The organism is Streptomyces sp. NPDC037301, assembly GCF_055602785.1.
On the sequence record NZ_JBVJWD010000016.1, the window covers coordinates 91,679 to 118,471 of the forward strand.

At 70.8% G+C, this 26,793-nt stretch carries 22 protein-coding genes; 9 read left to right on the forward strand and 13 right to left on the reverse strand.

What is annotated here, in order from left to right:
- Positions 1-53: 53 nt before the first annotated feature.
- From murD to rsmH, 7 genes are read right to left on the reverse strand one after another with little or no spacing between them, the layout of a single operon-like run.
- On the reverse strand, positions 54-1,481 hold the full coding sequence (gene murD / locus ACZ7IB_RS24990) for a UDP-N-acetylmuramoyl-L-alanine--D-glutamate ligase (protein ID WP_470915995.1): 1,428 nt from the start codon (positions 1,479-1,481) through the stop codon (positions 54-56).
- The gene (gene mraY, locus ACZ7IB_RS24995) at positions 1,478-2,548 is read right to left on the reverse strand and encodes a phospho-N-acetylmuramoyl-pentapeptide-transferase (protein ID WP_470915827.1); all 1,071 of its coding nucleotides are present in this window, start codon (positions 2,546-2,548) and stop codon (positions 1,478-1,480) included. Before mraY ends, murD begins: the two co-directional genes overlap by 4 nt.
- Complete coding sequence (locus tag ACZ7IB_RS25000; protein ID WP_470915829.1) at positions 2,545-3,951, reverse strand: UDP-N-acetylmuramoyl-tripeptide--D-alanyl-D-alanine ligase; 1,407 nt, start codon at positions 3,949-3,951, stop codon at positions 2,545-2,547. The genes mraY and ACZ7IB_RS25000 overlap by 4 nt, the downstream gene beginning before the upstream one ends.
- Before the next feature lie 4 nt (positions 3,952-3,955).
- Positions 3,956-5,683 carry a UDP-N-acetylmuramoyl-L-alanyl-D-glutamate--2,6-diaminopimelate ligase gene (locus tag ACZ7IB_RS25005; protein ID WP_470915832.1) on the reverse strand — a complete coding sequence of 576 codons (1,728 nt, stop codon included), beginning with the start codon at positions 5,681-5,683 and terminating at the stop codon, positions 3,956-3,958.
- Between the two features lie 18 nt (positions 5,684-5,701).
- Positions 5,702-7,684 (reverse strand): peptidoglycan D,D-transpeptidase FtsI family protein, encoded by a 1,983-nt coding sequence (locus tag ACZ7IB_RS25010; RefSeq protein WP_470915833.1) that lies wholly within the window; start codon positions 7,682-7,684, stop codon positions 5,702-5,704.
- Positions 7,685-7,688: 4 nt separating this feature from the next.
- Positions 7,689-8,273, reverse strand: a complete 585-nt coding sequence (ftsL, locus tag ACZ7IB_RS25015; protein WP_470915996.1) for a cell division protein FtsL — start codon at positions 8,271-8,273, stop codon at positions 7,689-7,691.
- A gap of 49 nt (positions 8,274-8,322) precedes the next feature.
- Complete coding sequence (gene rsmH / locus ACZ7IB_RS25020; protein WP_470915834.1) at positions 8,323-9,288, reverse strand: 16S rRNA (cytosine(1402)-N(4))-methyltransferase RsmH; 966 nt, start codon at positions 9,286-9,288, stop codon at positions 8,323-8,325.
- 378 nt (positions 9,289-9,666) lie between these two features.
- Here rsmH and ACZ7IB_RS25025 point away from each other — a divergent pair, with 378 nt between their 5' ends.
- From ACZ7IB_RS25025 to ACZ7IB_RS25040, 4 genes are all read left to right on the forward strand, one after another.
- Positions 9,667-10,230 carry a beta-class carbonic anhydrase gene (locus ACZ7IB_RS25025; protein ID WP_470915836.1) on the forward strand — a complete coding sequence of 188 codons (564 nt, stop codon included), beginning with the start codon at positions 9,667-9,669 and terminating at the stop codon, positions 10,228-10,230.
- A gap of 244 nt (positions 10,231-10,474) precedes the next feature.
- The gene (locus ACZ7IB_RS25030) at positions 10,475-11,524 is read left to right on the forward strand and encodes an AAA family ATPase (RefSeq protein WP_470915837.1); all 1,050 of its coding nucleotides are present in this window, start codon (positions 10,475-10,477) and stop codon (positions 11,522-11,524) included.
- The gene (locus ACZ7IB_RS25035; protein WP_470915838.1) at positions 11,524-12,915 is read left to right on the forward strand and encodes a DUF58 domain-containing protein; all 1,392 of its coding nucleotides are present in this window, start codon (positions 11,524-11,526) and stop codon (positions 12,913-12,915) included. The genes ACZ7IB_RS25030 and ACZ7IB_RS25035 overlap by 1 nt, the downstream gene beginning before the upstream one ends.
- A complete protein-coding gene (locus tag ACZ7IB_RS25040) occupies positions 12,912-15,335 on the forward strand; it encodes a transglutaminase TgpA family protein (protein WP_470915840.1) in 2,424 nt (807 codons plus the stop codon). The genes ACZ7IB_RS25035 and ACZ7IB_RS25040 overlap by 4 nt, the downstream gene beginning before the upstream one ends.
- Before the next feature lie 327 nt (positions 15,336-15,662).
- Here ACZ7IB_RS25040 and ACZ7IB_RS25045 read toward each other — a convergent pair whose 3' ends face one another.
- The 3 genes from ACZ7IB_RS25045 to ACZ7IB_RS25055 all read right to left on the reverse strand — a co-directional run bounded on the left by ACZ7IB_RS25045 (position 15,663) and on the right by ACZ7IB_RS25055 (position 17,739).
- Positions 15,663-16,055 carry a DUF3040 domain-containing protein gene (locus ACZ7IB_RS25045; RefSeq protein WP_470915842.1) on the reverse strand — a complete coding sequence of 131 codons (393 nt, stop codon included), beginning with the start codon at positions 16,053-16,055 and terminating at the stop codon, positions 15,663-15,665.
- A 295-nt stretch (positions 16,056-16,350) separates the two neighbouring features.
- Positions 16,351-17,109 carry a class I SAM-dependent methyltransferase gene (locus ACZ7IB_RS25050; RefSeq protein WP_470915843.1) on the reverse strand — a complete coding sequence of 253 codons (759 nt, stop codon included), beginning with the start codon at positions 17,107-17,109 and terminating at the stop codon, positions 16,351-16,353.
- 105 nt (positions 17,110-17,214) lie between these two features.
- Entirely contained in the window at positions 17,215-17,739 is a 525-nt protein-coding gene (locus tag ACZ7IB_RS25055; protein WP_470915845.1) for an SAV_6107 family HEPN domain-containing protein, read from the reverse strand.
- A 165-nt stretch (positions 17,740-17,904) separates the two neighbouring features.
- Here ACZ7IB_RS25055 and ACZ7IB_RS25060 point away from each other — a divergent pair, with 165 nt between their 5' ends.
- The 5 genes from ACZ7IB_RS25060 (at position 17,905) to ACZ7IB_RS25080 (ending at position 23,967) form a co-directional block, all read left to right on the forward strand.
- Positions 17,905-18,693: an ATP-binding cassette domain-containing protein gene (locus ACZ7IB_RS25060; protein ID WP_470915847.1), complete on the forward strand. Its 789-nt coding sequence runs from the start codon at positions 17,905-17,907 to the stop codon at positions 18,691-18,693.
- Entirely contained in the window at positions 18,665-20,752 is a 2,088-nt protein-coding gene (locus tag ACZ7IB_RS25065; protein ID WP_470915849.1) for a YhgE/Pip family protein, read from the forward strand. Before ACZ7IB_RS25060 ends, ACZ7IB_RS25065 begins: the two co-directional genes overlap by 29 nt.
- Before the next feature lie 29 nt (positions 20,753-20,781).
- Positions 20,782-21,393, forward strand: a complete 612-nt coding sequence (locus tag ACZ7IB_RS25070) for a TetR/AcrR family transcriptional regulator (RefSeq protein ID WP_405688586.1) — start codon at positions 20,782-20,784, stop codon at positions 21,391-21,393.
- A gap of 414 nt (positions 21,394-21,807) precedes the next feature.
- Complete coding sequence (locus tag ACZ7IB_RS25075; protein ID WP_470915851.1) at positions 21,808-22,425, forward strand: DUF4126 domain-containing protein; 618 nt, start codon at positions 21,808-21,810, stop codon at positions 22,423-22,425.
- 30 nt (positions 22,426-22,455) lie between these two features.
- A complete protein-coding gene (locus ACZ7IB_RS25080; RefSeq protein WP_470915853.1) occupies positions 22,456-23,967 on the forward strand; it encodes a phytoene desaturase family protein in 1,512 nt (503 codons plus the stop codon).
- Between the two features lie 103 nt (positions 23,968-24,070).
- Here the strand turns inward: ACZ7IB_RS25080 and ACZ7IB_RS25085 are convergent, their stop codons facing one another.
- The 3 genes from ACZ7IB_RS25085 to thiE form a co-directional block, all read right to left on the reverse strand.
- Positions 24,071-24,985 (reverse strand): hypothetical protein, encoded by a 915-nt coding sequence (locus ACZ7IB_RS25085; protein ID WP_470915855.1) that lies wholly within the window; start codon positions 24,983-24,985, stop codon positions 24,071-24,073.
- Between the two features lie 50 nt (positions 24,986-25,035).
- A complete protein-coding gene (metF, locus tag ACZ7IB_RS25090; RefSeq protein ID WP_470915857.1) occupies positions 25,036-25,953 on the reverse strand; it encodes a methylenetetrahydrofolate reductase [NAD(P)H] in 918 nt (305 codons plus the stop codon).
- A gap of 99 nt (positions 25,954-26,052) precedes the next feature.
- Complete coding sequence (gene thiE, locus ACZ7IB_RS25095) at positions 26,053-26,706, reverse strand: thiamine phosphate synthase (protein ID WP_470915859.1); 654 nt, start codon at positions 26,704-26,706, stop codon at positions 26,053-26,055.
- Between the last annotated feature and the right edge of the window lie 87 nt (positions 26,707-26,793).

Sequence of the window (26,793 nt, forward strand, 5' to 3'; positions counted from 1 at the left end):
GCGGCCGCCCGCACCCGGTCGTCCGGGACAGTACGGCGCGGGGGCCGGGCCCGTCAGTCGCTCTCGGCGGCGAGTGCGCGGACCGCGTCCGCGAACGCCTCGCCCCGCTTGTTGTAATTGACGAACATATCCATCGAGGCGCAGGCCGGGGCCATCAGTACGGTGTCCCCCGGACGAGCGAGTCGTGCCGCCTCGCGGACCGCCTCGGACATCGCCCCAGTGTCGGTCCGGTCGAGGTCGACCACCGGGACCTCGGGGGCGTGTCGCGCGAGGGCTTCGCGGATCAGGGCCCGGTCACGGCCGATCAGCACGACGCCCCGCAGCCGCCCGGCTGCCCCGGTCACCAGCTCGTCGAAGGTGGCTCCCTTGGCGAGGCCGCCGGCGATCCAGACGATCGGGTCGTAGGCCGCGAGGGAGGCCTCGGCAGCATGGGTGTTGGTGGCCTTGGAGTCGTCGATGTACGCGACCCCGGCGACGTCCGCGACATGCTCGATGCGGTGCGGGTCGGGGCGGAAGGCCCGCAGTCCGTCCCGTACGGCCGCGGGCTCGACACCGAAGGCGCGGGCCAGGGCCGCGGCCGCCAGGGCGTTGGCGATGTTGTGCGGGGCCGGCGGGTTGACGTCGCTGACCTCGGCGAGCTCCTGGGCCTGCTTCTGCCGGTTGGCCACGAAGGCGCGGTCGACGAGGATGCCGTCGACGACGCCCAGTTGGGACGGGCCCGGTGCGGCCAGAGTGAAGCCGATGGCGCGGCAGCCCTCTTCGACGTCGGCCTCGCGGACGAGGTCCTCGGTCGCCTTCTCGGCCACGTTGTAGACGCAGGCGATGCGGTTGCCCTCGTAGATCCGGCCCTTGTCCGCGACATACGCCTCCATGGAGCCGTGCCAGTCGAGGTGGTCGGGGGCCAGGTTGAGGACTGCCGCGGAGTGGGCGCGCAGCGAGGGCGCCCAGTGCAGCTGGTAGCTGGACAGTTCGACGGCGAGTACGTCGTACTCCTCGTCGCCGAGGACGGCGTCGAGGAGGGAGACGCCGATGTTGCCGACGGCGGCGGTGCGCAGCCCGGCCGCCTCCAGGATCGAGGCGAGCATCCGTACGGTCGTGGTCTTGCCGTTGGTGCCGGTGACCGCGAGCCAGGGTGCTGGTTCTCTGCCGTCCCGACCGCGCAGCCGCCAGGCGAGTTCGACGTCGCCCCAGACCGGGACGCCCGCCTCGGCGGCTGCGCTGAAGAGCGGCTTGTCGGGCTTCCATCCGGGGGTGGTGACGATGAGCTCGGTGGACTCGGGCAGGGTCGCCCCGTCGCCGAGGCGCACGGTGATGCCCTGCGCCTCCAGCTCCGCGGCCTGCGCACGGGAACGCTCGTCGTCCCCGTCGTTGACCACCGTGACGACGGCCCCGAGGCCGTGCAGCACCTTGGCCGCCGGGATTCCGGAGACTCCGAGTCCCGCGACGGTGACGCGCTTGCCCTGCCAGTCCTGGTTGCTCACTTCTCGGCTGCCCATCCTGCGTAGAAGAGACCGAGTCCGACGATCACGCACATGCCCTGGATGATCCAGAAGCGGACCACGACAAGGACTTCGGACCACCCCTTGAGTTCGAAGTGGTGCTGGAGCGGCGCCATCCGGAAGACCCGCTTACCGGTCATCTTGAAAGAGCCGACCTGGATGACCACGGACATGGTGATCATCACGAAGAGGCCGCCGAGGATGGCCATCAGGAACTCCGTGCGGGAGCAGATCGCCAGGCCGGCGAGCGCGCCGCCGAGGGCGAGCGAACCGGTGTCACCCATGAAGATCTTGGCGGGCGAGGTGTTCCACCACAGGAAGCCGAAGCAGGCACCCATCAGGGCGGAGGCGACGACGGCCAGATCCAGCGGATCTCGTACCTGGAAGCAGGCGTTGGGGTTGGTCAGGGTGTCCGCGTTGGCGCAGGACTCCTGGAACTGCCACAGCCCGATGAAGGTGTACGCGCCGAAGACCATCACCGACGCACCGGTGGCCAGGCCGTCCAGACCGTCCGTCAGGTTCACGCCGTTGGACATGGCGAGGATCATGAACAGGGCCCAGACGACGAACAGCACCGGGCCGATCGACCAGCCGAAGTCCGCGACGAACGACAGCTTGGTGGAGGCCGGGGTGTTGCCACTGGAGTCGGCGAACTGGAGCGAGAGCACCGCGAAGGCGATCCCGACGATCAGCTGGCCGGCCATCTTCGCCTTGGCCCGCAGGCCGAGCGAACGCTGCTTGACGATCTTGATGTAGTCGTCGAGGAAGCCGACGAGACCCATGCCGGTCATCAGGAAGAGCACCAGCACACCGGAGTAGCGCATCTCCTCGCCGGTGATCACCTTCGCCAGGACGTACGCGATGATCGTCGCCAGGATGAAGGCAATACCGCCCATGGTGGGCGTGCCCTTCTTGGAGCCGTGGGTGCGCGGGCCGTCGTCCCGGATGAACTGCCCGTATCCCTTGCGGGCCAGCAGCTTGATCAGCAGCGGAGTTCCGACCAGGGTCAGGAAGAGCCCGATGGCCCCCGCGAAGAGGATCTGCCTCATCGGCCGGCGACCTCGCCCTCGGACGCGTTCTCCAGCAGTGCCATGGCGACCTGCTCCAGGCCGACCGACCGGGACGCCTTCACCAGCACGACGTCTCCCGGGCGCAGTTCACTGCGCAACAGGTCGACGGCAGCCTGTGCGTCGGACACATGCACCGACTCCTCACCCCACGAACCCTCGTTGTATGCGCCCAGTTGCAGCCAGGAGGCTTCTCTGCCCCCGACCGCGACGAGCTTGCTGACGTTGAGCCGGACGGCGAGCCGCCCGACCGCGTCGTGCTCGGCGAGCGAGGCGTCGCCGAGCTCGGCCATGGGGCCGAGCACCGCCCACGTACGCCGGCCCTTCCCCATGGCGGCCAGCGCGCGCAGCGCTGCTCTCATGGATTCGGGGTTCGCGTTGTAGGCGTCATTGACGAACGTCACGCCGTCCGGACGCTCGGTGACCTCCATGCGCCAGCGGGAGAGGGTGCCCGCCTCGGAGAGCCCTTCGGCGATCTCGTCTGCGGACAGGCCCAACTCATGGGCGACGGCGGCCGCGGCGAGCGCGTTCGACACGTGGTGCTCACCGTACAGGCGCATGGTCACGTCGCTGCACCCGGTGGGTGTGTGGAGCTTGAAAGCGGGGCGCCCGTCGTCGGTGAGACGGACGTTCTCTCCCCGTACGTCCGCATCCGCGGCTTCACCGAAGAGCAGCACCCGGGCTTTCGTACGGGAGGACATGGCGCGCACGAGCGGGTCGTCGGCGTTGAGTACGGCGAGGCCGCCCTCGGGCAGGGCCTCGACCATCTCGCCCTTCGCCTTGGCGATCTGCTCGCGGCCGCCGAACTCGCCGATGTGGGCGGTGCCGACGTTGAGGACGAGGCCGATCCGGGGCGGGACGAGGCCGGTGAGGTAACAGATGTCGCCGATGTAGCGTGCACCCATTTCGAGGACGAGATGCTGGGTGTCCTCGGTGGCACGCAGTGCGGTGAGCGGCAGACCGATCTCGTTGTTGAGGTTGCCCGCCGGGTAGACGGTGGGCCCCTTGCGTTCGAGAAGCTGGGCGATGAGGTCCTTGGTGGAGGTCTTGCCCGCGGAGCCGGTGAGGGCGACGACGGTGGTACCGAGGCGGCCGACGACGGCGCGGGCGAGCGCGCCGAGCGCGGCCACGACGTCGTCGACGACGATCGCCGGAACACCGACGGGGCGGGCGGCCAGCACGGCTGCCGCGCCCGCCTCGACGGCGCCCTGCGCGAAGTCGTGGCCGTCGGCCCGCTCGCCGGCGAAGGCGACGAACAGGCTGCCTTGCTTCACCTCTCGGGAGTCCATGACGACAGGCCCGCTGACGGTCGCTGCCGGATCCGGTATGTCGTACGACTGCCCGCCGACGATTTCGGCGATCTCGGCGAGGGAAAGGGCGATCACTTGGTCATCCCTGACTGTTGTTCTCGTGGGTGTGGGCGCGGTGGGCGGCGCTCTCGGTGCTGCTCTGCCCCAGGGACTGCTCGATGGCCGCGCGCAGGACCACGCGGTCGTCGAAGGGGCGTACCACGCCATGGATGTCCTGGCCCTGCTCGTGGCCCTTGCCTGCGATCAGCACCGTGTCACCGGGCTCGGCGCGGGCGACCACGGCTGCGATGGCGGCGGCCCGGTCGGCGTCGACCAGGACGTCGCCCCGCTCGTGGACGGGCACCTCGGCGGCGCCCGCGAGCATTGCGGCGAGGATTTTGAGAGGGTCCTCGGATCGGGGGTTGTCGGAGGTCAGTACTGCGGTGTCGGCGAGGCGGGCCGCGGCGGCGCCCATCGGGCCGCGCTTGGTGGTGTCGCGGTCGCCGCCGCAGCCGAGGACGATGTGCAGCCTGCCCTCGGTGACCTTCCGCAGGGAGCGCAGCACGGATTCGACGGCGTCGGTCTTGTGCGCGTAGTCGACGACCGCGAGGTACGGCTGTCCGGCGTCGACGCGTTCCAGGCGGCCGGGGACGCCCGGAACGGCGGCGACACCGTCGGCTGCGGACTGCGGGTCGAGGCCCGCGACGGCGAGCGTGACGATTGCGGCGAGGGTGTTGGAGACGTTGAACGGGCCGGGCAGCGGGGCCCTGGCGGCGATCCGCTCGTCCTTGGGGCCGACGACGGTGAAGGTGGAGCCCAGCGGCCCGACTTCGACGTCCTCGGCGCGCCAGTCGGCGTCCGGGTGGCCCTCGGCGGAGAAGGTGACGACCGGGACGGACGCCTCGGCGACCAGCCTGCGGCCGTACTCGTCATCGAAATTGACGACGCCCTGCCGGCTGCGCAGCGGGGTGAAGAGCTGTGCCTTGGCCTGGAAGTAGTCCTCCATTCCGGAGTGGAACTCCATGTGCTCCGGGCTGAGGTTGTTGAAGACCGCGACGTCGAAGACGCAGCCGTCGACCCGGCCGAGCACCAGGGCGTGGCTGGAAACCTCCATGGTCACCGAGTCGACGCCGCGTTCGCGCATGACGGCGAACAGCGCCTGCAGGTCGGTGGCTTCGGGGGTGGTGCGCTCGGACTTGATGCGCTCGTCGCCGATCCGCGTCTCCACGGTGCCGATCAGCCCGGTGGCACGCCCGGCGCCCTGGAAGCCGCCCTCGATGAGGTAGGCGGTGGTGGTCTTGCCGGAGGTTCCGGTGATGCCGATCTGGAGGAGGTCGGCGCCGGGCCGTCCGTAGATCTCGGCAGCGAGTTCGCCCATCCGGCCGCGCGGGTCCTCGGTGACCAGCACCGGCAGTCCGGTGGCAGCGGCGCGCTCGGCGCCGGCCGGGTCGGTGAGGATCGCCGCCGCGCCGAGGCCGGCAGCCTGGGCCGCGAAGTCGGCGCCGTGGAAGCGGGCGCCCGGCAGGGCCGCGTACACATCACCGGGGCGGACCGCCCGCGAGTCGTGGGTGATGCCGGTGACCTCGCCGGTTCCCGGCGGTTCGACTCCCAGCCGGGCTGCCAGCTCGCCGAGGGGCGTCGGCCTGAGCCGATCCGGGCGGGGCGCTCCCGGGTAATTCACAGGGGCGTCCTTCTGGGTGGTTTGGAACTGATCAGCGTGGGGCACGGCGGTGAGCGTACCGGGCCCACCCGGCCTCTCGCGAAGTGAGGGGGCGGGGCTCTGGTGGTTCCCGTTCCGGTTCCCGGGATCGGGGGTGATGGTTGTCACTGGCTGGTTTCCCCGTGTTCACTCGCCGGGATTGAAGGACACCGGCAGCCGGGCTGGCTTGCTGCCGGACGGTGGGGTCTGGAGGGTTTTGAGTGCGAACTCCATGACCTGCTTGTAGATCGGTCCGCAGATCTGGCCGCCGAAGTAGCTGCCCTTGGTCGGGTTCTGAATCGCGCAGTAGACGGTGATCTGCGGGTTGTCGGCGGGTGCGAAGCCCGCGAAGGACGCCGTGTAGCCGCGGTAGCCGCCGCGTACCGGATCGACTCGGTTGGCCGTACCGGTCTTGCCCGCCACCCGGTAGCCCGGGATCTTGGCCTTCGTCCCGGTGCCTTCCTCGTCACCGACCACCGACTCCAGCATGGCGGCGAGCGACTTGGCGGTCTTCTCGCTGACCACCCGGGTCCGTTCGGGAGCGGCGGCGGCCTTGAAGTGGCCGTCGGGGCCCTTGGTGCCACGTACCAGCGTGGGCGCGACGCGCACCCCGCCGTTGGCGATCGTCGAGTAGATGGAGGCGGCCTGCATGGCGTTGAGCGAGAGGCCCTGGCCGAACGGGATCGTGTACTGCTGCGAGGTCGACCAGTCCTCGGGCTTGGCGAGGATGCCGGGGGTCTCGCCCGGGTAGTCGAGACCGGTCGGCGAGCCGATCCCGAATTTGCGCAGGTAGGAGTAGAGGACCTTGTTGGCCTCGGCCTGGGTCTTGCCGAGTTCTCCGGTGGCCAGGATCGTGCCGATGTTGCTCGACTTGGCGAGTACGCCGTTGAGCGTCAGGTACCAGGTGGGGTGGTCGATGTCGTCCTTGAAGAGCCGGTCGCCGCGGTGCAGCCGGTTGGGGACGGTGACATGGGTGCCGGGGGTGGCGGCCCCCTCCTCCAGCACGGCGGCCATGGACATGACCTTGCTGGTGGAGCCGGGCTCGTACACGTCCTGAAGCGCCGCGTTTCCCAGCGACGCCGCGTCGGCCCGCGAGAGGTCGTTGGGGTCGAAGCCGGGTGCGTTGGCCATGGCGAGGACCTCGCCGGTCCTGGTGTTCTGCACGATCACATAGCCGCGGTCCGCCTTGGACTTCTTCACCTGGTCGGTGATGGCCTGCTGGGCGGCCCACTGGATGTCGCGGTCGATGGTCAGCTCGATGTCGGACCCGGCGACGGCCGGGACCTCCTTGGTACCCGCGGTGGGTACCCGCCGGCCGCCGGACTGGGCGTACTTGATCTTGCCGTCCTCGCCCGCGAGCTCCTGGTCCAGCTGCGATTCGAGGCCGCCTGCGCCCTTGCCGTCGGTGTTGACATAGCCCAGTATCCCGGCGGCGAGCCCTCCGTTCGGGTAGACCCGCTTGGTCGTCGACTCCTGGAAGACCCCGGCCAGCACATTGGCTCCGGCGCCGCCGGCCGCCTTGTCCTTCGCGGCCTTCTCGGCGAAGACGGACTTGAGGTCCTTGATCTGATTCCAGACCTGCGGGGTCTGGCGGCGGGCCAGGACGGTGTAGCGGCCCTTCTTGGACAGCTTCTCGGTCAGTTCGGAGACGTCGGCGCCCAGGATCGGGGCGAGGAGGGCCGCCGCCTGCTGGGGCGCGTCCGGGGCCCTGCTGATTTCCGGCGTGAACATCGACGGGTCGGCGGTGATGTCGTACGCGTCGACGCTGGTGGCCAGCGCGATACCGCTGCGGTCGGTGATCTCGCCGCGCTCGGCGGAGATCGTGTAGCTGAGGTAGCGGTTCTCCTTGGCCTTGGCCGCGTACGCGTTGGCGTCGACGGCCTGGACCTGGAGGAGCCGGACTACGAACGTCAGCATGACGAGTGTCAGGGCGAGACTGACCAGGCGTAGCCGGGGACGCGGGCTGCCGAGGCGGAGGGGGCGCGCGGGACGGTTGCGGGGCGCGCGGGCGCGCGGTGCCGGGGACGACGGGCGGCGGGCGGCGGGCCGGGGGCGTCCCTGGCCGCCTGCGGCGCTGCGGGGGCGCGCGGGGCCGGGGACCCGGCGGCGCGGTGGTTCCTTGGAAGGCACTGCGTCACCTGCCGGGGCTCGTCGAGGGCTGGTTTGCCGGGGCACGCGGCCCGGCGGGCGGGGCCGCGGAGGTGCTGGGCTTCACGGCGGCACCCGAAGGGGTGGCCGGCATCGAGGGAGAGGGCGAGCCGGCGGCCGGGGCCGAGGCGGCGGACGGTGCGGTCGCGGGGGGCGCCTGGGGGGTTCTCGGCTTCTGCGGCGGCGTTGCGGGGGTCGGCTCGGCGCTGGCCTCGGCGGCTACGCCGCGGACCTCACCGTTCGGATCGAGAAAGGCGGGGCTGCCGCCGGGCACCATGCCCAGCTTGCGGGCGCGCCGCTCCAGGGCGTCCGGCTCGGAGTAGCTGTCGACGTCGCGCTGGAGGGCCTGCTGCTCGTCCGTGAGCTCGGTGGTCCGTTTCTTCAGCTCGCTCAGCCTGAACGATCCTTCGTTGAGGGCCGAGTTGAGGACCAGAAGCGTGATGAGCCCGCCGCCGAGGAGCAGCACGACCAGCAGGACGAAGGGGGTACGGGCCGCGTTGCTGGACCCGGACGGCATCAGCCGGGCGAGCCGCGCCGCCCGCCCTTTCAACTGCCCGGCCGGTTTGCTCACCACGCCGCCCCGGGTGTCGCCGGTGTCCGGGTTCCCGGACGCCGGACGCTCATCGTTCCTCCTCGCGGATCCGCTGGGCGCCGCGCAGCCTGGCGGGGGCGGCGCGCCGGTTCTCGGCGACCTCCTCCTCCGTGGGCAGCTCCGCGCCGCGGGTCAGCAGCTTCAGCCGGGGCTGATAGCGCTCGGGTACGACCGGCAGTCCGGGCGGCGCCGTGGTGGCGGCGCCCGCCGCGAAGACCTGCTTGACCAGCCGGTCCTCGAGCGAGTGGTACGAGAGGACGGCGATACGGCCGCCGACCGCGAGGCTCTGCACGGCGGCCGGAATGGCCCGCTCCAGGACGGTGAGCTCGCCGTTGACCTCGATGCGCAACGCCTGGAAGGTCCGTTTGGCGGGGTTGCCGCCGGTGCGCTTGGCAGCCTGCGGCAGTGAGTCACGGATCAGCTCGACCAGCCGGGCGCTGTTGCTGAACGGTTCCTTCTCTCGCTCGCGCACGATCGCGGAGACGATCCGCTTGGCCTGCTTCTCCTCGCCGTACGCCCGCAGGATCCGTACCAGTTCGCCCGGCGGGTACGTGTTGAGGACCTCTGCCGCGCTGATGCCGGTCGTCTGGTCCATGCGCATGTCGAGCGGGGCGTCCTGGGCGTACGCGAATCCGCGATCGGCCTCGTCCAGCTGCATGGAGGAGACACCGAGGTCGAACAGGACGCCCTGGACTTTGGGGATGCCGAGTCTGGCGAGCACCTCGGGCAGTTCGTCGTAGACCGCGTGCACCAGGGTGGCCCGGTCTCCGTACGGGGCGAGCCGCTCGCCGGAGAGCCGCAGCGCCTCCTTGTCACGGTCCAGCGCGATCAACCGTGCGGAGGGGAAGGCGGAGAGCAGCGCCTCGCTGTGTCCGCCGAGGCCGAGAGTGCAGTCGACCACCACGGGCTGCGGCGGGCCGGGCGCCTCCAGAGCCGGTGCCAACAGGTCCAGGCACCGCTGGAGCATCACCGGGACGTGTCGGGTCTGGCTCATGCGCCCTCTCAGGCTCAGGTCCCGTGTGGCTGCGCGTACGGCCTGGTCCCCGCCCGCTCAGAAGGGGAGGTCGGCCGGCGCCGGGGAAGGGGCGTCGGTCGACCGGCGAGCGGGAGAGGGCCGGACCGTACACGCCGCACACACGGGGGAAATCTACGGAATGTGCAGGGTGTCGGTAACTTCCCGTCACTTTAGTCCACCCTGCCATTCGATCGATTCCCGATCAATCAACCGGGCAGCGCGTCGCCCTGCCCGCCGTTCACTCGGCCGAATGAACAGCTGTGAGGCTTGTGGGTTACCTCACAACAAGCCTCGTTGACGTTCTTTGTCCCTTCCCACAGCACGACGGGGCCAGGAGCGAGAGCTAACGTCATATCCATGTCGACTTCCGCGCACTCCCCCGTCGAGCCTTCCGTGCCCGCTGCCGACCAGGCCCGCACCGGGGGCACGGTCACCGACCACCTCGTCGAGGCGAACGTCCGGTACGCCGCCGAATTCAACGACCCGGGCATGGATGCCAAGCCGGTGCTTCGCGTCGCCGTGGTCGCCTGCATGGACGCCCGGCTCGACCTGCACGACGCACTCGGTCTGTCGCTCGGCGACTGCCACACCATCCGCAACGCGGGCGGCGTGGTCACCGATGACGTGATCCGTTCGCTGACCATCAGCCAGCGGGCTCTCGGCACTCGCAGCGTCATACTCATTCATCACACGAATTGCGGCCTGGAATCGATCACCGAGGAATTCCGCCAGGAGCTGGAGGCGGAGGTCGGTCAGCGTCCGGTCTGGGCGGTCGAGGCATACAAGGACGCCGACCAGGACGTACGGCAGTCGATGCAGCGCGTGCGTACCTCGCCGTTCCTGCTGCACACCGACGACGTCCGCGGCTTCGTCTTCGATGTGACCAGCGGCTTGCTGCGCGAGATCCTTCCCGTCTCCTGACCGCCCGGACAGGTGTTCGTCGGGAACCGATAACCCCACCGACCCCGACATATCGCCCCCACTTGTCCACAGGCGAGTGACACGAAGCGGTAACGGCAACAAGAATGCGCATGTGGCATCCCGCCGGACGTTTCCGGAGGGGTGTCCGTGTTTCGGGGTGGGCCGGACCGCTGCATGCGCGTCGGCCCGTGAATGGGGTACCCCCTGCTCCTGGTGAGCATGGGACAGGGCCGAGGAGGGCCGGGTGACGACCTATGACGATCGAGCGAGCCTCACAGATCTGACCACGACTGCGGAGCGGGTGCGCAGGTCGGTGGAGAGCGTGATCGAGGGCAAGCCTGAGGTCGTACGGCTTTCGCTGACCGTGCTGCTGGCGGAGGGGCATCTCCTCATCGAGGATGTCCCCGGGGTCGGGAAGACGATGCTGGCCAAGGCGCTGGCGCGGTCCATCGACTGCTCGGTGCGGCGCATTCAGTTCACACCGGACCTGCTGCCTTCGGACATCACCGGTGTGTCCATCTTCGACCAGCAGCGGCGCGACTTCGAGTTCAAACCGGGCGCGATCTTCGCCCAGATCGTGATCGGCGACGAGATCAACCGGGCCTCGCCGAAGACCCAGTCGGCACTGCTGGAGTCGATGGAGGAGCGCCAGGTCACCATCGACGGGCACACGTACGAGCTGCCCGACCCGTTCATGGTGGTGGCCACCCAGAACCCGGTGGAGATGGAGGGCACCTATCCGCTGCCCGAAGCCCAGCGCGACCGGTTCATGGCCCGGGTGTCGATCGGCTATCCGAGTGCGGACGCCGAGCTGCAGATGCTCGATGTGCACGGCGGGACCTCGCCGCTCGACGATCTGCAGCCGGTGGCGCACGCGCACGACATCGTGAAGCTGATCGACGCGGTACGGACGGTCCATGTGGCCGACGCCGTGCGGCGGTACGCGGTGGAGCTCGTCGGGGCCACCCGCAGCCATCCCGATCTCCGGCTCGGCGCCTCGCCGCGAGCCACCCTGCATCTGCTGCGCGCGGCGAAGGCCTCCGCGGCGCTGAGTGGCCGGGACTACTGCCTGCCGGACGATGTGCAGGCACTGGCGGTCGCGGTGCTCGCGCACCGGCTGCTGCCGACGGCACAGGCCCAGCTGAACCGTCGTACCGCCGAGCAGGTCGTGCTGGAGATCCTGCAGCAGACACCGGTACCCACCGCCGGCGGCGGCGTCGCCCAGGTGCAGCCCCAGCACCAGCCGGGCCGTCCGGTGTACAGCCGGCAGCAGCCCGGCGTACGGCGGGTGTGATGACCTCCGGGGGGCCGACCGCGATGGACGACGGCGACGACAAGGGCGGTCTGCGGGCCGCTCTGAGCGGGCTGACCACGCGCGGGCGGTCCTTCCTCGCAGCCGGTATCGCCGCGGCGATCTGCGCTTATGTGCTGGGACAGGCGGATCTGCTGCGGGTCGGGCTGCTGCTCGCCGCGCTGCCACTTGTCTGTGTCGTGGTGCTCGTCCGCACCCGTTACCGGGTGGCGGGCACCCGGCGGCTCTCGCCGTCCCGGGTGCCCGCGGGCACGGAGGCGCGGGTCCATCTGCGGATGGAGAACGTGTCGCGGCTGCCGACCGGGCTGCTGATGCTGCAGGACCGGGTGCCCTATGTACTGGGGCCTCGGCCCCGGTTCGTGCTGGACCGGGTGGAGGCGGGCGGCCGTCGCGAGGTCTCCTACCGGGTGCGGTCGGATCTGCGCGGGCGCTATCCGCTGGGTCCGCTGCAGCTGCGGCTGAGCGATCCGTTCGGGATGTGCGAGCTGACCCGTTCGTTCAGCGCGTACGACACCCTCGTCGTCATTCCGCGGACCGAGCCGCTGCCGCCGGTACGGCTGGTGGGCGAGGCCTCCGGGTACGGCGAGGGACGTCAGCGTTCGCTCGCGCTGGCCGGTGACGACGACGTGATTCCGCGCGGCTACCGGCACGGCGACGATCTGCGCCGGGTCCACTGGCGCTCCACCGCACGCTACGGCGAGCTGATGGTGCGCCGCGAGGAGCAGCCGCAGCGGGCCAGGTGCACGGTGCTGCTGGACACCCGGCGGATCGCCTATCAGGGGACGGGGCCCGACTCCGCCTTCGAGTGGGCGGTGTCCGGTGCGGCGTCCGCGCTGGTGCACATGCTGGAGCGCGGCTTCGCTGTCCGGCTGCTGACCGACGACGGGAACGCGGTTCCGGGCGAGGGCGAAGGAGGCTTCGCCGGATCGACACAGGAGTCCGCCGACTCCGCGGGGCTGATGATGGACACCCTGGCGGTGGTCGATCACTCCGACGGGGGCGGTCTGTCACGTGCGTACGACGTGCTGCGCGGCGGCAACGAAGGGCTGCTGATCGCGTTCTTCGGTGATCTGGACGAGGATCAGGCGGCGGTGGCGGCCCGGATGCGGCAGCGCAGTGGCGGCGCCGTCGCGTTCGTACTGGACAGCACGGCCTGGGCGCAGGGCGCCGCCGCGCCCGCGGGGGCGGACACGGCGTTCGAACGGCGGATGCGGCTGCTGCGTGAATCGGGCTGGACGGCGGTGGCGGTGGCGCCGGGGACCGGTCTTGCCCGGTATTGGCAGCAGGCGGGACACCAGGGCCTGACGACGCAGTCCGCTGCCGTCAGCGGCACCACAGGTGGCACGACAGGTTTCTCCGGGGGATGGTCATGAGCGGTCGTGGTCGGCTGACGCTGTGCGCTTTCGCGGCGACGCTGATGGCCGCGGGCTCGATGTTGCCGTTGGTCGAGCCCGCCGGGTGGATCCTGCAGGCCGCGTTTCTGCTGGCGGTCCAGAGCGGTATGGGCGTGCTCGCCCGCCGGGTGCCCATGCCCCGGATGCTGATCGTCACGGCGCAGACACTGGTCACGCTGGTTCTGCTGACGGTGGTGTTCGCCAGGACTCAGGCGTTGGCCGGTGTCCTGCCGGGTCCGGAGGCCGTCCAGCGGTTCGCGGATCTGCTGACGTCGGGCGCCGAGGATGTCGGGAGGTACGCCGCTCCGGCGCCCGTGACGGACGGCATCCGGCTGATACTGATCGGCGGTGTGCTGCTGGTCGGCCTGGCCGTGGACGCCCTCGCTGTGACGTTCCGCAGCGCGGCCCCGGCCGGTCTGCCGCTCCTCGCGCTGTACTCGGTGGCCGCGGGACTTTCCGAGGGCGGAGCGGACTGGCTCTGGTTCCTGCTCGCGGCCGGTGGCTATCTGCTGCTTCTGCTGGCCGAGGGCCGGGACCGGCTCTCCCAGTGGGGGCGGGTCTTCAGCGGCGCGACCAGCCCCCCTGGCGGTCCGGCGGTCGGTGCGGCGTTCTCCGACAGCCGCCCGACGGCCCCGGTCCGCACCGGACGCCGCATCGGTGCGCTTGCGCTGGGGATCTCACTGGTCGTACCGGCGGCGCTGCCCGCGCTCGACAGCGGTCTGCTGGCCGGTACGGGCGGCACGAACGGCAAGGGGAACGGCGGAGGCACCATCTCCGCGGTCAACCCCCTGGTCTCGCTGCAGAACAATCTGAACCAGCCGGAGAACCGGGAGGTGATGTCCTACCGCACCAATTCCGGTGACCCGCAGGGCTTCTATCTGCGGATCCTGGCCCTGGATCAGTTCAACGGAAGCGAGTGGCGACCCTCCACGCGCCGTCTGAAAGATGTACCTAAGCGGCTCCCGATCCCGGAGGGCCTCGGCCCGGACGTCCTTGCCACGGAGATCACGTCGAACATCTCCGCGTCCCGTTCCTACCAGCAGACGTATCTGCCGCTCCCCTACCCCGCGACCGAGGTCAGGATCGGCGGGCGCTGGCGGTACGAGCCGATGGGACGGACGCTCGTCGGTGACCGCGGGGAGACGACCCGCGGTGCGCAGTACCAGGTCTCCAGTCTGGTGGTCCAGCCGACCGCCGACCAGCTCGCCGCGGCCGGCACCGCGCCGGCCGCTCTGCAGCGCGAGTACACCAGCGTTCCCGACTCCCTGCCGAAGGTGGTCGGGCAGACCGCGGACAGGGTGACGAAGGGCGCCGCCAACAACTACGAGCGGGCGGTGAAGCTGCAGAGCTTCTTCGCCTCGGAAGGCGGCTTCACCTACGACACCTCGGTGAACTCGGGCACCGGGAGCGCGGCGATCGGCCGGTTCCTGAAGGACAAGCGGGGCTTCTGCGTCCACTTCTCGTTCACGATGGCCGCGATGGCGCGGACGCTGGGCATCCCGGCCCGGGTCGCGGTGGGCTTCACTCCCGGCACTGCGCAGCCGAACGGTTCGGTGTCGGTGGGACTGCGCGATGCTCATGCCTGGCCCGAGCTGTATTTCGAGGGCATCGGGTGGACCCGTTTCGAACCGACCCCGACGCGGGGCACCGCCCCGTCCTACACCCAGCCGGACGCCCCCGCCGACGGCACGTCCGACCCGGCCCAGCCCGAGAAGGGCGCCTCGGCCGCTCCGACGGTCGCGCCGTCCGTCTCGGACAGCTGCCCGGCCCAGATGCGCAAGCAGGGCGAGTGCGGCAGCTCGGTGGCGCCGGGGGTAGCGGCTCCGACGGATTCCGGGACGCCGACAGGCACCGTCCTCGGTCTGGTCCTGGCCGCCCTCGTGATCCTGGCGCTGCCGTTGCTGCCAATGCTCTGGCGGGTTCGGGCGCGCAGGCGCCGGCTGAGTTTCTCCGCCGGGCGTACGCCGGCTGATGCAACGGCCAGAACGCTGGCGGCCTGGCGGGAGATCATCGACACGGCGTGGGACCACGGCATCGAGCCGGATGACTCCCGGACCCCGCGCAAGGCGGCGGCCCGGGTGGTGTGGCTGGGTCAGCTCGGCCCCGACGAGGCCGCCGCGGTGCATCGGGTGGCGGGGGCGGTGGAGCAGGTGCTCTACGCCCCGGAGCCCCGGTCGGGTACCGGGCTCGCCGAGGACGTGGAGACGGTGCGGGCCGGACTGCGGGCATCGGCCGGGCGGTTCGCCCGGATCCGCGCAGCCGTGGCACCACGCTCGGCCGTTCGGGTGATCTGGGCGGCCTCGGATCGCTGGGCGGCGTTCACCGGCGGGTGGGCGGCGCGGTGGGGCCGGGACCGGTGGGCTGGTTGGCTGCGACGGCCTTCCCGCCAGCAGGGGTGACGGGGCCTGGCCTGCGACCCGCCGCTGTCCTCAATCGCCGGACGGGCCGGTAGGCCCCGGGCCCGCCCGGCAGCCTTTCGCTCCGGCAGCGGACGGGCTTGAAGCTTCCTGGGGCCCGCCCCTGACAGTCCCTTGCCCTGAATGGCCGGACAGGTTTGGTGCTTCCTCGCACTGCCCCGGATGAAGTTCGCCCTCAAGCGCCGGGCAGGCTCGATTTTCGGGCCTGCCCGGCATTTGAGGGCAGCGGCGGGCCGAAGGCCGACCCCGGCACACGTGAGGGGCGACCGCAGAAATGCGGCCGCCCCTCACCCGAGATTGTCCGAGGCCCTATTGGCCCTGCTCGTCACGGCGACGCTGCCACCGCTGCTCGATCCGATTCATCACGGTCCGGCGTTGCCTGGGCTGACGGCGCTCGCCGCCGCCTCCGGCTGCCTGTCGCTCGCCCGGCTTGGGCGCTTTGCGCCAACCTGTGACCGCAAGGACCGCGCAGCCGAGCATGACGAGAAACCCCACCACGCTGATCCAGATCTGCTGGGCGACCATTCCGGCCATGAGGAGCGCGATACCCACCAGGAAGCCTACGACCGCCTGGTAGACCCGTCGCCGGGTGTACGCACGCAGCCCGCTTCCCTCGAGCGCTGTCGCGAACTTGGGATCTTCGGCGTACAGCGCTCGCTCCATTTGCTCGAGCATTCGCTGCTCGTGCTCCGAGAGCGGCACGGAGTCCTCCTCGTCGTCGGCCGCGGGGGGCGGCCGGTATGCGGCCCTTCCAGGATAGGCAGGGATTCGCCCCCGTGAAACCCGCCCTCTTTGCCAATCAGCCAGTCCGGGCCGCCATGACGGCTCAGCTGCTGAGGCGTTGATTCCCCAACCTCCGATCCGTCATGCCGGATGGTGTCCCCCGATCATACGTGGCGAAGCCCCCGATCGGGGGTCCTGGGGCGTACTCCATCTGCGGCTGCGTCCCTGATCAGCCGCGCTACAGCTGAGCTACCACCGGTCGGCGGCCGCGCACTCAGGCGCGCTTCGTGCCCAGAACGTGCAGTTGCGTCGCGACCGAGTGGAAGGCGGGCAGTTCGGCCGCGGCCGCCTCCAGCTTGAGCAGGGCCTCCATGGCACCGGGCTCGGCGTCCACCAGGGCGCCCGGTACGAGGTCGGCGAAGACCCGTACGCCGTGGACCGCGCCGACCTCGACGTCCGCCGCGGAGACCAGCTCGGTGAGTTGTTCCGCGGTGTAGCGCCGGGGCACCGGGTCCCCGTCGCCCCAGCGGCCCGCCGGGTCGCTGAGCGCCTGCCGCGCCTCGGTGAAGTGACCGGCGAGCGCCCGGGCCAGGACCGCGCCACCGAGCCCGGCGGCGAGCAGGCTGAGCGCACCGGACGGACGGAGCGCCTCGACCGCGTTGCGCACACCCTCTGCGGGATCGTCCACGTACTCCAGGACCCCGTGGCACAGCACCGCGTCGTAACCATCACGCTCCACCACCTCGAACAGGCCGTGGATGTCGCCCTGGACCCCGCGGACCCGGTCGGCGACCCCGGCCTCGGCGGCTCGGCGCTCCAGGGCGAAGAGCGCGTTGGGGCTGGGGTCGACGACGGTGACCCGGTGGCCGAGACGGGCGACCGGCACCGCGAAGTTGCCGGTGCCGCCGCCGGTGTCCAGGACATCCAGGGCGTCCCTGCCGGTCGCCTTGACCTGGCGGTCGAGGGCGTCCTTCAGGACCTCCCAGACCACGGCGGTACGGAGGGAGGCGCGGGGGCGCAGCTGGTCCGACACGGCAGATGACTCCTCGGCACGGTGCCGCCGCTGACGGCGGAGCGTGAACAGTGCAGGTGGTACAGGTGCTATCCACCCTATTGCCTCGCGCCCCCGTCGCCGTCATCATGCGTCGGGCCGCTCCCTCCGGGCCTGTGGGAGCACCGGCTGAAGCGCGAGCAGCCGCTCGACCAGGCTCAGGAACATCGCCGCGTCACGCAGCAGATCGTCGGCGTCGCGCCGACTGGCCGCGCCCGGTATACCGGCTTCCGCGCGGGCCCTGCGACGGGCGCCGGAGGCGAACAGTGCGCTCCATTCGGTCAGCTCGGGGGCTATTTCCGGGAGAACCTCCCAGGCGCTGCGGATCCGCTGCCGGCGCCTCCGGGAGGTCTCGGGGCGGCCCCGTACGGCGAGCATGGCGGCAGCGGTGCGCAGCGCGGCGAGGTGGGCGGTGGCATACCGCTCGTTCGGAACATCGAGAACGGCGGCCTCGTCGAGGCCGGTGCGGGCCTGGGCGAGCAGCTCGAGGGCGGCGGGCGGCGCCGTGGTGCGGCGCGCAACGGGATGGACATCGTCTGCCGGACCGGTCAGTGAGGGGGCAGGGCCGTCTGCGCGGCGCCGGGGTGCGGCTGCTGCGGACGAGTGGGCCATGACGAAACCTCCTGTCTCGTGTAACGGCTCCGTGGCCGTGTGTATCCATCGTGACGGGCACCACTGACAATCGGGCCCGCCTACCCCCTGACCTGCCCTTTTGCTTCGATCGCGAGTTCGGGATACTTTTTAGACTGACCAGTCAGTTCAAAATGGGGAGGGTCTGTGGACAGCCCGCACGGGGCAGCTGTCACCGCCGAGGATTTCGGGCTCAAGGGACCACGCGGCTGGGCCTTCCGGGGTGTAGGCATCAAGGCCGGGCCCGGCTCACTCGTGGCGATCGAGGGCCCGTCCGGCTCCGGCCGCACCTGCCTGCTGCTCGCCCTCACCGGCCGGATGCGCCCCACCGAGGGCCAGGCGGAGATCGGCGGACTGCGCCTGCCGCGTCAGATGGCCGCCGTACGCCGCATCAGCGCACTGGGCCCGGTGCCCGGGGTCAGCGAGCTCGACCCGGCCTTCACCGTCGCCGAGCACCTGCGGGAGCGGGCCCTGCTGCAGCGCCGCTTCGACGGTTCGCTGCGCGCTCTGCTGCGTCCGCGCGCCGAGCGCATCGCCGCCGCGCAGGAACGGATCGACGCGGCGCTGGACGCCGCCGGACTCGACCCCGCAGCCCTGCCCAAGGCCGAGCGGACCTCCGTACGGGATCTGGAACGGCTGGAGGCGCTGCGGCTGTCCATCGCCCTCGCGCTGATCGGCCGGCCCCGGCTGCTCGCGGTGGACGACACCGATCTCAAGCTCTCCGACGCCGAACGGGCCCAGGCCTGGGAGCTGTTGGAGTCCATCGCCGGCAGCGGGACGACCGTGCTCGCCGTGTGCAGCCAGGCACCCGAGGGCGCCATCACCGTACGTACCGACACCAAGGCCGCACCGGCGGACGCGCAGGACACCGCAGCCGAGGAAACCACGACCGAGGAGGGACCGGCCGATGCGTTCGCCGAGACTGGCCGCGCTTGAGCTGAAGCGTTTCGGCAGGGGAAAGCTGCCGGTCGCCGCACTGATCGCGCTCCTGCTGCTGCCGCTGCTCTACGGCGCCCTGTACCTGTGCTCCTTCTGGGACCCGTACAGCCGCCTCGACAAGATCCCGGTCGCGCTGGTCAACGACGACAAGGGCACCACCGTCGCCGGAAAGCACCTCGCGGTCGGCGACGAGATCACCGGCGAGCTCCTCGACTCCAAGACCTTCGAGTGGCACGAGGTGAGTTCGGCCGAAGCACACAAGGGCGTGGAGGACGGTACGTACTACCTCTCGCTCACCATGCCGTCGGACTTCAGCAAGCAGATCGCGTCCAGTTCGGGTGACTCCCCCGAGACCGGCACGCTCCAGGTGCGGACCAACGACGCCAACAACTACATCGTCGGGCAGATCTCCCGGACGGTGTTCTCCGAGGTGCGCACCGCCGCGTCGACCAACGCCTCGCGCAGCTTCCTCGACCAGATCTTCATCAACTTCTCCGACCTCCACGACGCGACGGCGAAGGCCGCCAAGGGTGCCGACGACCTCAAGGGCGGCATCGGAAAGGCGAAGAAGGGATCGCAGGATCTGGCGGACGGGCTGAAGGACGCCAAGGCCGGCAGCAGCAGTCTGGCCGGTGGGATCGTCAAGCTGAACAAGGGCGCGGGCGACCTCGAAACCGGCTCGCGGCAGGTCGCCGACGGCACCCAGCTGCTCGCCGACAAGGTCAACGGGGTGGCAGCCGATGTCCGCCCGTTCCTGAAGGACAACGGCAAGTCGATCGGCGACACCGCCCGGCTGGTCGCCGACTCCTCGCAGACCGTACGGGACAACCTCGACCTGCTGGTGAAGTCGGCGCCCACCGCGGCCACCGCCGCCCACACGGCCTCCGACGACTTGGCCGAGGTCTACCGCACCACGTGCACGGAGCAGCCGCTCGCCGACCCCACCGTCTGCCCGCCGCTGAAGCGCGCGAAGACCGCGGCGGCCGATGTCGCGAAGGTCGCCGACGATGTGAATGTGCTGGTCACGAACCAGAACGGCGATCTGAAGAAGCTGCGCGCCCAGCTGACCACGCTGCAGCAGCAGGCCACTGACCTGGCCGAGAGCGCGCCGCACCTGGACGAGGACCTCAAGTCCGCCGTGAAGAAGGTCAACGCGCTCAACACCGGCGCCCACAAGGTCGCCAAGGGAGCGGACGAACTGCACACCGGCCTGGCCACGGCCAAGACCGGCTCCACCGACCTGGACACCGGCGTCAGCAATCTCAAGAAGGGCGCCAACGACCTGGACGGCGGGCTGATCCGGCTCGGCGACGGTTCGGCCACCCTCGCCCAGGGACTCAACGACGGCGTCGGCGAGATCCCCGACTACGGCAAGAAGGACCGCGACGCGCGTACGGAAGTCATGGCCGACCCGGTGCAACTGGCCTCCAAGTCGCTGCACGCGGCCCCCAACTACGGCACCGGCTTCGCCCCTTACTTCATCCCGCTCTCCCTCTGGGTCGGCGCGATGGTGGCGTACATGCTGATCCAGCCGCTCAACCGGCGCGCACTCGCCGCCGGGGCCTCCGCCTGGCGGATCGCCTTCGCGGGCTGGCTGCCGGTGGCCGCGCTCGGTCTGCTGCAGGTGGCCGCCCTGATGTCCGTACTGCACTGGGGGCTCGGTCTGCAGATGACCCGTGCCGCCGGAACGATCGGCTTCCTGGCCCTGGTCACCTGCTGCTTCGCAGCGATCGTGCAGTGGCTCAACGCCCGGTTCGGGGCTGCGGGACGCATCCTCGTGCTGGCGGTGCTGATGCTCCAGCTGACCTCGGCCGGGGGTACGTATCCCGTCGAGACCAGCCCCGGATTCTTCAACGCGATCCACCCCTACCTGCCGATGAGTTACGTCGTCGAGGGGCTGCGCCGGCTGATCACGGGCGGCGGGCTCGGTCCCGTCTGGCAGGGCTGCGCGGTGCTGCTGGCCTTCACGGCGGGGGCACTCGCACTGACGGCGGTCTCCGCACGCCGCAAGCAGGTGTGGACCCTGGACCGCCTTCACCCGGAGCTGAGCCTGTGAGCGCGCCCGGACCTGTGAGAATCAGAGGCATGGAAAGCAGTAGCACCACGCGCCGCCAGGCCACCCGGCAGAAGCTCTACGAGGCGGCGGTGACCCTCATCGCCGAGAAGGGCTTCTCGGCGACCACGGTGGACGAGATCGCCGAGCGCGCCGGGGTCGCCAAGGGCACGGTCTACTACAACTTCAAGAGCAAGACCGAGCTCTTCGAGGAGCTGCTGCGCCACGGCGTCGGGCTGCTCACGGCATCTCTGCGCTCGGCGGCGGAGGAGACCGAGGGGCGCGGCGGCACCCGGGTCGAGGCCCTGGACGCGATGATCAGGGCCGGTCTGGTCTTCATCGACCGCTATCCGGCCTTCACCCAGCTGTACGTCGCGGAGCTGTGGCGCACCAACCGGGCCTGGCAGTCGACCCTCCTGGTGGTGCGTCAGGAGGCCGTCGCCGTGGTCGAGGAGGTGCTGCGCGAGGGCGTGAAGAACGGTGAGCTCAGCGAGGAGATCGACATCCAGCTGACGGCTGCCGCCCTGGTCGGCATGGTGCTGGTGGCGGCCCTGGACTGGCAGGCGTTCCAGCCGGAGCGGTCGATCGACGATGTGCACTCGGCGCTGTCGCTGCTGCTGCACGGGCGCGTCAGCGGGCGCTGACCCCCGAGGGGACCGGCCCTGAGGCGGGGCCGGCCCCCGCTGTCGGGTCACCCCCGCCGCGGCCGCCCGCACCGACACACAAAGACGCCGGTCCGGCGAGGCTCGATCCCCCCGAGCCTGCGCCGGACCGGCGTCTGCTGTGCAGCCGGAGAACCTTCCCCCGTGACCCCCGTTTTCCCCCGTGGTCCCCGGGCTCTCCGTCGTGCCCCCGCTCCGGAAGGAGTGCCGCGTCCGTTCCGCCGCCCCGTGTCGGCGGTGCCGGTGCCGCGCCCCTCTCCGTGGGCTCCAGTCTCCCGTCCGCGCAGGTGGGAGCCCATCCGCACACCTACTCATCTCGTTGCCTAGGTACGGATACTCAGGGCTGCGCGCCGAAGCCCGCTCCGGGCCGATCGCCCTCTGGTTACGATCGCGTCCGTGTCCGTACTCCCTCTGGTGTTCACAAGTGGCTGGGCGAGCGGGATCAACGCCTATGCGGTGGTCCTGCTGCTCGGTGTCTTCGGCGCGACCGGGATCACCGACGAGGTGCCCGCATCGCTGCAGCGCACCGATGTCCTCGTCGTGTCCGGTGTGCTCTTCCTGTGCGAGGTGGTGGCGGACAAGATCCCGTACGTGGACTCGGTCTGGGACTCGGCGCACACCGTCATCAGGCCGGTCGCCGGTGCCGTCGTGGCGGCGCTGCTGGCCGGCGGGAGCGGTTCGCTGCCGGAGCTCGCGGCCGGGGCCGTCGGCGGTTCCACCGCGCTGATGAGCCATCTGGTGAAGGCCGGCACCAGAATGGCGGTCAACACCTCGCCCGAGCCGTTCAGCAATATCGCGGTGAGCACGGCCGAGGACCTGGGCGTCGCAGGAATCGTCACGTTCGCGATATTCCATCCGCTCGCGGCCGCGGTCACCGCCGCGGCACTGCTGCTGCTCGGCATGGTGATACTGGTCTTCCTGGCCTCCCGGATCCGCCGGTTCCTGCGCCGCAGGGCCCAGCGCCGCGAGGAGAAACGCCTGGCCGGGATCGGTTCGCACTGGCCACTGGACTGAGTGTCACAGGCGGCCGTTAAGGTCACTGACATGGCACGAATTGCGGTGATCGGCGCCGGGATGGGCGCGATGGCGGCGGCCGCCCGGCTCGCCGTGGCAGGCCACCGGGTGACGGTGTACGAGCGGTCGGAGACCTTCGGCGGCTCGGTCGGCCGGTATGCCCATGAAGGCTTCGCCTTCGACACCGGTCCCACGCTGCTGCATCTGCCCGCGGTCTACCGCGACTTGTTCGTGAAGACGGGCAAGGAGCCGCTGGAACGATGCGTCACCATCACCCAGGTCGATCCGGCGAGCCGCCACATCTTCGCGGACGGCACCGCGGTCTCGCTGCCGAATGCCTCACGGGCCGGGGTGGTCGCCGCCCTGGACACCGCGCTCGGGGGCAGCGCGGGCGCTGCCTGGGGCGAGTTCCTCGACCGGGCGCGCGATGCCTGGGACCGGTCCCGGCGTCCGCTGCTGGAGGAGCCGTTGCGCTCCGACTGGCAGGTGCTCGGCCGTGATCCGTATCCCGCGCTCCGGCAGCGCCGGCTGCTGCGCTCGGCCCGTCAGGCGGGCACGGTGACGGAGGTCGGCGCGTGGGAGCTCTCGGACCCCCGGCTGGCCGCCCTGTTCGACGGGTACGCCCTGTCGTACGGGCTCGACCCGCTGCGCGCCCCGGCGGCGGCCGCCCTGCTGCCGTACATGGAGGAGACCTTCGGCAGTTGGTATGTCTCCGGCGGGATCCGGGCCCTGGCGCAGGCGGTGTACGAGCGGTGTCTGGCCCGGAAGGTGGAGTTCGTCTTCGGCGGCGAGGTGGCCCGGGTCGTCGCGAAGGACGGCCGGGCGGCGGGCGTCGAGCTCCTGGACGGGACGGTTGCCGAAGCCGGCCATGTGGTGCTGGGGGCCCGTCCGAATCCGGGCCTGGTGCCCGGTCAGGAGCTGTGGCGGGACGGCGATGTCGCGGTGCAGCCGGGGCAGGGAGTGGTGCCGGGCCGGTTCCTGGTCCTGCTGTCGCTGCGCGGCGCCCGGCCCGCGGATGCCGTGCACCGGACGCTGGTGCACCCGGCGGACGGCGGGGCGGAGCGCGAGGCTGTGTTCGGCGGAAGGCTCGCCGGCCGTCCCACGGTGACGGTGCTGCGCCCGGACGACCCGTCGACCCGCCCCGACGACGCGCACGAGGCAGTGACGCTGATGGCGACGGTCGCCCCGCACGGCGCGGTGGACTGGACGGACGCGGCGCTGCGCGAGCGGTGCGCCGACGCACTGATCGAAGCGGCCGGCGAGGCCGTGCCCGGCATACGGGAGCGGCTGCTCCACGCCGAGGTGCGGACCCCGGCCGAGACGGCGGCCGACACCGGCGCCGAGGGCGGCTCGGTGCCCGCGCCCGCGCTGGCCGGGGCGGGGGGCGCGTATCTGCACCCGGGCAATCGCACCCGGCTGCCGGGGCTCTACGTCGCGGGCGGCTGGTCGCATCCGGGTGGCGGGCTCGCCCACGCGGGGATGTCGGGGGCACTGGTCGCCGGGCTGATCGTGGAGGGGGACGGGTTCCGGGGCTCCCGATGAGGGAGAGGCCGCCCGTCGGCGGCGCCACCGGGGTGCCGGGCAGGTCCGATCACCGCCCTGCCCTCGGTCACTCCCGAGGCACCCTGCTCCTGCCGGTCCGCGGTCAGTGGCGGTACTGCTGCTCGTTGTAGCCGGTGTCGTAGCCGTTCGGGTACGGGGCAGGGTGTGCGGGCTGCTCCGGAGGGGCGGACGGGTACTGCTCGCCCTCGCGCTGCTGCGGCACCCAGACACCGCCGGGCGGGGTATCGGGGGCGTACTGCTGGGCGTACGGATCGGCGGCGTACTGCTCCTGGCCGCCGTGGCTGTCGTAGCCGTTGCCGTAGCTGTCGTACGAGGCGTACTGCGCGGAGCCGCCGGTGGTGCCGGCCCCGATGTACGGGTCGGAGTATGCGGCGTACTGCTGCTGGCCCGTGCCGTAGTCGTACTGCCCGGCGGACGAGTCCTGGCCGGCGTACGGCTCCTGGCCCGGCGCCGCGTACGTGGAGTGGTCGGCGTAGGGGTCGTACGCCGCGTACTGGGGCTGCTGCTCGGGCTGCCGGCCCTGGTTCTGTCCCTGCTGCGACTGCGGGTGATCGCCGTAGATGCCGTACTGCCCGGTGTCGTCCGGCAGTGGCTCCGGCTCGTAGACCGCGGCCCCCGGTGCTGTGGCGTCCGCCCGCTGCGGGACCTGCTCGTCGTACTCCATCTCCAGGCCCGACACCTCGAGCTTGGGCTCGCGGCTGTCCCGGTCGCCCCCGCCCCGGCGGCGACGGCTCTCGCCGGGGCTGCCCCCTATCGCCCAGCCGGTCGAGAAGCCGCGCCTGAAGGACAGCGTTACGTACGTCTGGCCGGTTGCGAACGCGATCGCGCCGACGGCGATGACGAACACGGACGGCATCAGTACGCCGACGACCACACAGCCGAAGCCTCCGAAGGCGAGCAGACGCCAGCGAAGGCGCGCCTTGTACTGCAGGAGCACCTCGCCGAGCAGCCACAGCGCGACGATTCCGAACGCGATGTAGAGGACTGTCCAGCCCATGCCCGCCCCCTTCTACGGCCACCGCCCCGGGTCGTGGCGGGTACGGCCGGTCACGACTGCTTGTGCAGTCCGAGTTTCTCGTAGATTTCGAGCGTCGCCGTCGAGTTGTTGAGCGTAATGAAGTGCAGTCCGGGCACACCCTCGGATTGCAGCCTCGCGCAGAACTGCGTTGCGAAGTCGATGCCAATGGAGCGTACAGCGGCGGGATCGTCCTTGGCAGCGAGGATGCGTTCTTTCAGTGCTGAAGGGAAAGACGCGTTGCTGAGCTGCGCAAACCGGTCCAACTGCTTCACGCTGGTCAGCGGCATGACCTCGGGGATGATCGGCGTTTCGCAACCCGCAGCGACCACGCGGTCACGCATCCGCAAATAGTCCTCCGGATTGAAGAACATCTGGGTGATCGCATAGTCGGCACCGGCGCGGCACTTGTCCACGAAATGCCGGGTGTCGGTGTCCCAGTCGGTCGAACGCGGGTGCATCTCGGGAAATGCCGCGACGCCGACGCAGAAATCGCCGGATTCCTTGATGAGCCGGACGAGATCGGCCGCGTACTGGACACCCTGCGGGTGCTCGACCCACTCGCCCATCGGGTCGCCGGGCGAGTCTCCGCGCACGGCGAGGATGTTCCGGATTCCGGCGTCGGCGTACTGCCCGATCATATTGCGCAGCTCGGCGACGGAGTGGTTGACCGCCGTGAGGTGCGCGACCGGGGTGAGCGTGGAATCGGCAGCGATCTGCTGGGTGGCCTTGACCGTCCCGGCCCGAGTGGAGCCACCGGCCCCGTAGGTCACCGAGACGAAGCTCGGCCCCACCGCCTCGACGCGGCGCAGCGCATTCCAGAGGTTCCGCTCGCCCTTCTCGGTCTTGGGCGCCCAGAACTCGAACGAATACGAAGTCTTGCCGGTCGCGAGGAACTCACGCACCGTGCGCGCGTGATCTGTCCTGGTAGAAGGTGTGCCAAGGGCCATACGGGCAGGTTAACCAGAGCGCGACGGCCACAGGACCAGACCAGCGGTAATTGCCCGAATTGACTGGTTGTTTGTCCACCCTTCGGACATCTGGCCGGATCACGCTCTGGTGCGCACCCGGATTCGCTTGGCCAGCTCGGCGGTGGCGGCGGCCGGGTCGGTGGCCTCGGTGATCGCCCGTACGACGACCACCCGGCGCGCTCCGGCGTCCAGCACCTCGTCGAGATTGCCCGCGTCGATTCCGCCGATGGCGAACCACGGACGCCGCTGGTCGAGCGAGGCGGCGTACCGCACGAGGTCCAGGCCCGGGGCGTGCCGGCCGGGCTTGGTCGGGGTGGGCCAGCAGGGGCCGGTGCAGAAGTAGTCCACCCCGGGCTCGGCGGCGGCCGCGTCGACCTCGGACTCGGCGTGGGTGGAGCGGCCGATCACCACGTCCTCGCCGATGATGGCGCGGGCGGCGGGGACCGGCAGGTCGCCCTGGCCGAGGTGCAGCACATCGGAGCCGATGGTGTGGGCGACATCGGCCCGGTCGTTCACCGCGAGGAGCTTGCCGTGGCGCCTGCAGGCTTCGGCGAATACCGCCAGGTGTTCGAGCTCCTCGGCCGCTTCCATGCCCTTGTCGCGCAGCTGGACGATGTCCACCCCGCTGGAAAGGACGGCGTCGAGAAACGCGGGGAGGTCACCTTGGCGCCTGCGGGCGTCCGTGCACAGATAGAGCCGGGCATCGGACAGCAGCGCGCGAGGCGTGGACATGGTGCGCTTCCCCCTGGAGAGCGTTGCGGAACGGTTATCGGTACAGCGCGGGGGTGCGGGCCGCGCATTGCTGCGCGGCCCGCCCCT

Bases quoted from the DNA above. Each gene is read 5' to 3' on its own strand.
- mraY (WP_470915827.1), bottom strand. From the start codon at position 2,548: ATGAGGCAGATCCTCTTCGCGGGGGCCATCGGGCTCTTCCTGACCCTG.
- rsmH (WP_470915834.1), bottom strand. From the start codon at position 9,288: ATGAGCCAGACCCGACACGTCCCGGTGATGCTCCAGCGGTGCCTGGAC.
- ACZ7IB_RS25025 (WP_470915836.1), top strand. From the start codon at position 9,667: ATGTCGACTTCCGCGCACTCCCCCGTCGAGCCTTCCGTGCCCGCTGCC.
- ACZ7IB_RS25035 (WP_470915838.1), top strand. From the start codon at position 11,524: ATGACCTCCGGGGGGCCGACCGCGATGGACGACGGCGACGACAAGGGC.
- ACZ7IB_RS25040 (WP_470915840.1), top strand. From the start codon at position 12,912: ATGAGCGGTCGTGGTCGGCTGACGCTGTGCGCTTTCGCGGCGACGCTG.
- ACZ7IB_RS25055 (WP_470915845.1), bottom strand. From the start codon at position 17,739: ATGGCCCACTCGTCCGCAGCAGCCGCACCCCGGCGCCGCGCAGACGGC.
- ACZ7IB_RS25065 (WP_470915849.1), top strand. From the start codon at position 18,665: ATGCGTTCGCCGAGACTGGCCGCGCTTGAGCTGAAGCGTTTCGGCAGG.
- ACZ7IB_RS25070 (WP_405688586.1), top strand. From the start codon at position 20,782: ATGGAAAGCAGTAGCACCACGCGCCGCCAGGCCACCCGGCAGAAGCTC.
- ACZ7IB_RS25080 (WP_470915853.1), top strand. From the start codon at position 22,456: ATGGCACGAATTGCGGTGATCGGCGCCGGGATGGGCGCGATGGCGGCG.
- ACZ7IB_RS25085 (WP_470915855.1), bottom strand. From the start codon at position 24,985: ATGGGCTGGACAGTCCTCTACATCGCGTTCGGAATCGTCGCGCTGTGG.
- metF (WP_470915857.1), bottom strand. From the start codon at position 25,953: ATGGCCCTTGGCACACCTTCTACCAGGACAGATCACGCGCGCACGGTG.
- thiE (WP_470915859.1), bottom strand. From the start codon at position 26,706: ATGTCCACGCCTCGCGCGCTGCTGTCCGATGCCCGGCTCTATCTGTGC.